The organism is Nocardia xishanensis NBRC 101358, assembly GCF_001613365.1.
GTDB lineage: Bacteria > Actinomycetota > Actinomycetes > Mycobacteriales > Mycobacteriaceae > Nocardia > Nocardia xishanensis.
Window position 1 is genome coordinate 56,729 of the sequence record NZ_BDCF01000048.1, and the last position, 7,320, is coordinate 64,048.

Annotated in this window: 7 protein-coding genes; 1 reads left to right on the forward strand and 6 read right to left on the reverse strand. The window is 69.1% G+C overall.

Annotated features, from left to right (window positions below):
* Positions 1-84: 84 nt before the first annotated feature.
* Positions 85-1,542, reverse strand: coding sequence for a class I adenylate-forming enzyme family protein (locus NX1_RS28050; RefSeq protein WP_373864921.1), 1,458 nt, complete (start codon positions 1,540-1,542; stop codon positions 85-87).
* A gap of 177 nt (positions 1,543-1,719) precedes the next feature.
* Between NX1_RS28050 and NX1_RS28055 the strand changes: the two genes are divergently transcribed.
* Positions 1,720-3,039 (forward strand): PucR family transcriptional regulator, encoded by a 1,320-nt coding sequence (locus tag NX1_RS28055; RefSeq protein ID WP_245668710.1) that lies wholly within the window; start codon positions 1,720-1,722, stop codon positions 3,037-3,039.
* 36 nt (positions 3,040-3,075) lie between these two features.
* Here NX1_RS28055 and NX1_RS28060 read toward each other — a convergent pair whose 3' ends face one another.
* From NX1_RS28060 to NX1_RS28080, 5 genes are all read right to left on the reverse strand, one after another.
* Entirely contained in the window at positions 3,076-5,376 is a 2,301-nt protein-coding gene (locus NX1_RS28060; RefSeq protein WP_068065688.1) for a SpoIIE family protein phosphatase, read from the reverse strand.
* Positions 5,377-5,433: 57 nt separating this feature from the next.
* A complete protein-coding gene (locus tag NX1_RS28065; protein ID WP_068065690.1) occupies positions 5,434-6,069 on the reverse strand; it encodes a SpoIIE family protein phosphatase in 636 nt (211 codons plus the stop codon).
* Positions 6,062-6,475 carry an ATP-binding protein gene (locus NX1_RS28070; RefSeq protein ID WP_068065722.1) on the reverse strand — a complete coding sequence of 138 codons (414 nt, stop codon included), beginning with the start codon at positions 6,473-6,475 and terminating at the stop codon, positions 6,062-6,064. The genes NX1_RS28065 and NX1_RS28070 overlap by 8 nt, the downstream gene beginning before the upstream one ends.
* Positions 6,465-6,854: an STAS domain-containing protein gene (locus NX1_RS28075; protein ID WP_067781095.1), complete on the reverse strand. Its 390-nt coding sequence runs from the start codon at positions 6,852-6,854 to the stop codon at positions 6,465-6,467. Before NX1_RS28075 ends, NX1_RS28070 begins: the two co-directional genes overlap by 11 nt.
* A 13-nt stretch (positions 6,855-6,867) precedes the next feature.
* Positions 6,868-7,320, reverse strand: a 453-nt coding sequence (locus NX1_RS28080) for an STAS domain-containing protein (RefSeq protein ID WP_157120141.1), incomplete at its 5' end; no start/stop codon positions are given.

Sequence of the window (7,320 nt, forward strand, 5' to 3'; positions counted from 1 at the left end):
GGTGCACGACATCGACATCCGTGAGCGCGTGGCTCGGACGGCGGATCGTGCTTTCGTGGATTTGTTACCGAATTCTGCCGATGCTCAGGCCGGAGCCGGCATCGTGCGCAATTTTCTTTTGTCGATCTTGCCCACCGGATTGCGTGGGAGCTCTTCCGTGAGATGAACGGCGACCGGGATCTTGACCCGGGCCAGCGAGATGCCGCAGTGCTCGAGCAAGTGCGAGGCGGTGACGGTGGTCCCCGGCATGGCGACCACGTGCGCGACCGGCACCTCGCCGAGCACCTCGTGCGGCGCGCCGACCACGGCGGCCTCGAGCACGTCCGGGTGGGCGTGCAGCACGTTCTCGATCTCCTTGGGGTAGATGTTCTCCCCGCCGCGGATGATCATGTCCTTGATTCGGTCGATCAGCACCAGGTAGCCGTCCGAATCGAAGTAGCCGACGTCGCCGGTGTGCAGCCAGCCGTCGACGATGGTCTGCGCGGTCGCCTTCGGGCGGCCGAGGTAGCCGCGCATCACGTTCGGGCCCTTGATCACCACCTCGCCGGGCTCGCCCGGGTCGGCGAGGAAGCCGTTGGCGTCCACGATGGCGATCGTCTGACCGGGCAGCGGCACTCCGACCGTGCCCGGCTTGCGCGGCCCGTCCGGCGGGTTGACCGTCGACGCGCATGTCCCCTCGGACAGGCCGTAGCCCTCGACGACCGGGACGTCGAAACGGGCTTCGAACCGCGCGATGAGCTCGGCGGGCATCGGCGCCGCGCCGCAGATGACCCGCCGCAGCGACGAGGTGTCCGGCGTGCGCTCCGGTGATTGGGTCACCAGCATGGCGTAGATCGCGGGCACCGCGGAGAAGTAGGTCGGCCGGACGCGTTCGACAAAGTCGAAGAAGGTCGACGCGGAGAAGCGCCCCGCGATAGTGGCCCTGCCCCCGGCAAGCAGTGGCGACAGCACGCTGACCACGATCCCGTTGACATGGAACAACGGCAGGATCAGCAGGCTGTGATCGGTCTCGTCGAGGCCGAGCGTCTCGATGAGCATGGCGCACATGGCGGCGATGTTCGAGTGATCGAGCACAACGCCTTTCGGCTGTCCCGTGGTGCCGCTGGTGTAGATGATCAGCGCGGTCGCGTCGTCCTCGGTGACGACAGTGGGCATCGGCGCGATGGTCGTCGCGGCGGGGCCCGCCACGTCGGCCACGTCGAGCGAGGCGAAACCGCGGTCGCCCTCGGTGATCACGACTTTCGCGGCGCAATCCGATATCTGATATCGCATTTCGTCCAATGTGGAATCGGGTTTGACCGGAGTCACCGCGGCGCCGATATGCCACGCCGCGAAAAGGATCACCACCAGTTCCAGGCGGTTCGGCAGAACCACCGCGACCACATCGCCGCGTCCTACTCCGTGCTCGTGCAGAATTGTCGCGGCGATCCGCACGCGACGCGCGAAAGTCGCGTTGTCGAGTTCTTCGCGATCGTCCGCGATGCAGGGGCCGGTGGGATTCCAGAGCGCCCGGACGCGGGGTGTCTCGGCTACGTGCTGCAACATTCAATCACCATCGAATACGTCTGTGACAGGAATTACTTTTCCCAAGGTAGAGGCATGACCGGTGTGGTGCTACGGGTCCGCGATCCAGAATTCTCGCGGCGCGTTGTGCCACCGGCACAAACGGTGTGCGCAAGCGCCCGTACGGACCGCTGACCTGGAGTATCGTCCGGGCCAATGAGCGAACCCAGCGACATCACCGGTCGGGCGCGCCACCGCCGGGCCCGGCCGGGGCGAGGCGCGGACATGAACGACGAGGTCGAGTCGGCCGTCCGCGAGGTGGCCGAACGCATCAAAGCCGATCTTCCCCGGCTGCTCACCGGCATGACCTCGATGTTCTCCGAGATGATCGCGGAGTTCCGGCACGACGACGAGGTGCAGCGGCTCATGGTGGCCAGCACGGCCTCGAACCTCGCCGCCATGATCGATGTGCTGACGCTGGGCATCTCGTTCGACGACCTCACGGTCCCGCCCGCCGCCGCCGAGTACGCCCGCCGGTTCGCCCAGCACGGGATGTCGCTGGAGGCCCTGCTGCGCGCGTATCGCCTCGGCGAGCACATGTTCGCGCAGACGGCGATGACGGAGCTGGGGGCGCTCGACCCGTCGGCCGAGCTGGCGTTGGCGACCACGAGCCGCATCGCGTCGATGGTCAACCGCTACATCGACCGGGTCATCGAGGGCGTCATCGATATCTACGAGAACGAACGCCGCCGCTGGGACGCGCGCACGGACGCGACGCGGGCCGCGCAGGTGCGGGCCGTCCTGGACGGGGAGGGGCTGGATCTGCCTTCGGCGGAACAGATGCTGGGAACCTCGCTGCGCGCCTGGCACCTGGCCGCGATCATCTGGACACCGCCCGGCTCCGCGGCCTCCTACGACCTGCTGCGCACCGGCGTGCGCATGCTCGCCACCGCGACCGGCAAGCTGCCGCTGACGATCCTCGTCGACGAGCACAACTGCTGGGCGTGGATCTCCTCGACAGGCCAGCCCTCGCTCGATATCGCCACGCTCGAAGCCGAGCTGCGCAAGCAACCATCGCTCCGGATGGCCGTCGGCGATCGCGGGTTCGGGCTCGCCGGGTTCCGGCGGACGTTCCGCGACGCGCAGGGCGCGCGCGGCGTGGCGGTGGCCGCCGCCAAAGCGCGCCAGCTGACGCTGTATTCGCGAGTCGCCGTGGCGGGTCTGCTGATGGACCGCCTACCGGACGTGCGGGCCTGGGCGCACCGGGTACTCGGCGACCTGATGCGCGACGACGAGTCGACCGCCCGGCTGCGCGAGACCGCCCAGGTGTACCTGGACGCGCGCGGCAGCCTCACCGACGCGGCCGCCCGCATGCACGTCCACAAGAACACCGTGCACTACCGGGTGCGCAAAGCCGAAGAGCTGCTGGGCCATTCGCTCGGCACCAACCGGCTCGACGTCGAGATCGCGCTCATGGTGTGCGCCCAATTCGGTATCACCACACCGGCTTCCGGCCGTTCGGACACCGCGGGGTGACCAGCGCGCGACCGGCCGGGCGGCGCGGCCTCGGCGTCACCCCGGGATTCGGCGGTTGGCTCCGCGCAGCGGGTTCGCCACCGGCGATTTGATCGCCGGGAGGGTGACCGACATGCGAACCCGGGTCCCCTGTCCGTTGTGGTCGATCTCGAGCTCCTCGGTGAGCGCGCGCATCATGTCGATGCCGCGGCCGCGGTGGCCGGGATCGGCGGAGCGCGGCTTCCAGGTACCGGTGTCGGTGACCTCGATGACCACCCGTTCGGTGTCGCATTCCGCGCTCAACCGGACGCGTTCGGTCGCCGCGGCGCCGTTGCGGTAGGCGTGTTCGATGCTGTTGCTGCACGCCTCGTTCGCGGCCGCGACCAGGTCGGAGGCGAGATCGTGCGGCACGGCCGCGGCCGCGAACCATGCCTTGAGCCTGCGGCGCATGCCGGAGAGCTCGTCGGCGTCGGCGGGCACGTCCATGCGCAGCGGCGCGGGCGGCTGCCGGTAGACCACCATCGCGACGTCGTCGTCGTAACCCGCGGTGGGGCGCAGCCGGGAGAGAACCGCGTCGGCCACCTCACGCGGCAGTTTGCCCCCGGTGTCGGCGAGCACTGCCGCGATCTTGGCGAAACCGTCGTCGATGTCGACCCCGCGCTGTTCGACGAGACCGTCGGTGAACAGCACCAGCGTCGAGCCGGGCGTCAGCGCGGTGGTGGCCTCCGGCCTGCGCGGCATCTCGAAGGTGGCCAGCGGCACCGAGCGCCCGCCCTCCAGCAGCCTGCCCTGCTTGCCGACGTCGGCCAGGATCGGCGGCATGTGGCCCGCGCTGCTGTAGCGGACCAGCCCGCGCACCGGATCGAGTACCGCGGCGCACACCGTAGTGCACATGGCGCCGGGTATGCGGCTCGCCACCGTGTCCAGTTCGGCGAGCAACTGCGCGGGGCCCGCCCCGCGCAACAGCAAAGCCCTTCCCGCCGTGCGTAATTGGCCCATCACCACGGCCGCGGACAGACCGCGGCCGACGCAGTCGCCGACCACGACGCCGATGGTGCCGTCGCGCAACGGCACCACGTCGTACCAGTCGCCGCCGATCTCCAGCGGCGGCAGCGCCGGTTCGTAGTGCACCGAGAACCGGGGCGGCAGCTCGATGGGGCCGAGCATGGCGCGCTGCAAGGTGAGCGAGGTGGCGCGGGCCTGATCGAAGTTGCGCGCCCGCTGCACCGCGAGGCTGAGGTGCCCGATCAGCAGCGAGAACAGCGTCCAGTCCGCGGCGCTGATCGCACGCGGCGCGGCGAAGCGCAACCACAGTGCGGCGTCACCGGTTTCACCGAGCGGGGCGACGATGCCCTCGGAGCTCTCGGCGCCCTCCGGGATCGCGAACAGGCTGCGCGGCGGCCTGCGCCGGGCGCGTTCGAGCAGAGCGCGCGCGGGTTTGTCGAGCGCCGCGGGGTCGGCCTCGACGCCCGCGACCGAATCGCCCGGCCGCTCGACGGACCCGGAGACGTACACCTCGGGGTCGGCATTGCGGCTCGGCCACACCGTGACCACCGCCGACTCCGCGCCGACCGTGCGCCGCAATTCGTCCAGGCCCACCGCGAGCACCTCGACCACGCTGGTCGCCGCGCCCACCGCGGTGGCCAGGCGGGAGGCGGCCTGGTCGCGGGCCTGCGCGTCGTGCTCGGCGGTCACGTCGCGGATGGTGCCGACGTAGATCAGCTCGTTGTTCTCCGGCTTGACCAGCGCGCTCGTACTCACCGCGAGCCAGAGCCGACGCCCGTCGCGGTGCCGGACCGGCAGCACGAAACGCAGCGCCTCGGTGCCGAGATCGGGATAGCGCGGCCCGGCGGGCAGCGACCACGGATGCGGCACCGGGTACGGCACGTCCGCGGGACCGTAACCGGTGAGCGCGCCGAAGGCGGAGTTCACCTCGACGATGGTGCCGCGCGAGTCGGCCACGAAGAACCCGTCCTGCAGTGATTCGACCAGCGCGGTGCGGAAGGCGTCGCGGCCCGCGAGATCGTCTGCGCGCGAACGCTGTTGCTCGTAGCGGCGGGTGCCGTCGAGATAGCCGCGGGTGGCGATATCGAGCGCGGCGAGGGTCTGCAACAGGAATTCGAGCGCGGTCTCGGCGATCCGCGGCTCCGGCGCGTCCTCGATCTCGCGCTCGGCCAGTTCGGCCTCGGTGGCCAGGCGGAAGTGGTTCTCGGTGAGATCGAGCAGGCTGATGCTCTCGACCAAGGCGCGCCTGCCGAGTTCGTAGCCCTCGGACAGGCTGTCCTGACCGGGTGAGGACAAGTGCCGCCGCAGGGCGTCGGCGTAGGCGTCCAGGAACTCGGCGAGCACGGTGCTCATCGGCGACCGCCACTACATTCGGTCATGCCTTCCTCTCACTGGCGCTCGGCCCGTCGCTCATGACACTCCGTTCGCGGTCCCGCCGCGGTGCCGGGCGGCCAGCACCAGGGCGTCGTCGGTGTCCTTGGCGTGCCTGGCCAGGATGTCGGCGGTGATCTCGGCGGTCGACCTGGAAAGGTCGATGCCCTCGGCGGATTCGGTGACGATGCCGTCGGTGGTCATCAGCAGCAGGTCGCCCACGCGCACCTGCACGGTCTGCGGTTGCAGGTTCTGCGGCAGCCGATATCCCACGATGCCTCCGGTCAGCAGTACCGCGGCGCGCACGGTCAGCCCGGCGGGGCTCGCGGTGAGCACCCGGGAGTCGACATTGCCGACGCCCAGCCAGCGGATGGTGTCCTTGACATCGAACAGCGCCAGCGACACCGCGGCGCCGCGGGTGTCGGCCATTGCTCTATGACACAGCACCATCAGCACATCCAAAGGCTCCGAGCGGTTCTCGGCAAGTACCTGGGCGGCCCGGTCGGCAGCGTCCGCCGCGGCGGAGCCGTGGCCGAGCCCGTCGAGTACCGCGAACAGCACCGCGCCGCCGCCCGCGTCGAGGACGACGCAGCGGTCCCCGGAGATGTGCTGCCCTGGTAAGGCGCGACCGGCCACCGCCCACTCGATTCGGCCGATGAACCCGTCTTCATGCACCGTTGGGTACCCACTTCCACATTTCCACCAACGTGCCGCGGCCGGGTCCGGAGTCGATAGTGAGCCGATCCATCAACCTTCGCGCGCCGGGTAGCCCGAGCCCGAGTCCACGACCCGTCGAATAGCCGTCCTCGAGTGCGCGGGGAATGTCGCGAATGCCGGGCCCTTGGTCGCTGGCCTGGACCACGAGCGCCTGGCGGCCCTCGCGATCGTCGACCAGCAGGCGAATTTCGCCGGTGCCCGCGTAACTGGTGATGTTGCGGGCGATTTCGGAGATGGCCGTCGAGATCATGGTGCAGTCGGTCAGGGAGAAGCCGAGCTTGGCTGCCAATTCCCGTCCCGCTTGTCGTGCTGTCACGATGTCCGCGGACAGCTTGACCGCGATCACCACGTTCTCAGCGGCCACTGTCACGACCGTCTCGCTGGCGGCGTACGGAAGATTTTCGATCCAGCCATGCCAGTCCTTCTTCGAGGTCGAGGGCGGTATGCATGTCCTCGAAGGTGAGTCCGAGCTGCACCATGGCGAACGCGACCTCGGGTTGCAGTCCGACGATGACGGTCTCCGCCCCGCGCAATTGGGTCATGTGCGCGATGGTGCGCAGCGATCTCGCGGCGAAGGAATCCATCACGTCGATCGCCGTCACGTCGACGATGATGCCGTGCGCCCGGTATCTGCTCACCTGTTTCATCAGGTCGTCCTGCAGGCGCTCGGTATCGGCGTCGGTCAGTGCGGACTGGACCGACGCGATGAGATAGGTGCCTTGTTTGAGAATGGGAACCGGCATCGCGGGCGCTCGATCAGCGTCCGTCGCGTTCGGCCACCCGATCGGTCACGCGGGTCACCTCGTATCCGAGCAGGCGTTCGGCTTCCTCGATGCCGCCTTGGAGGTCGCCGACGGCGTTCATTTTCGACAGGTCGAGGCCGATGGTGACCAGGGTGAGCGCGATTTCCGAGGAGAGGCCGGTGATGATCACGCTGGCGCCCATCAGGCCGGAGGCGTCGACGGTTTGCACCAGGTGGTTGGCGACGGTGGAGTCGATGGTCGGGACGCCGGTGATGTCGATGACGACGACCTTGGCGCGGTTGTGGCGGATGGCGCGTAGCAGCTGTTCGGTGAGCTGGCGGGCGCGTTGGCTGTCGAGCACGCCGATGATGGGCAGGATCAGCAGCTGTTCGCGGACCTGGAGCACCGGGGTGGACAGCTCGCGGATGGCTTCCTGCTGCTGGCGGATGACGCGTTCGCGTTCCTG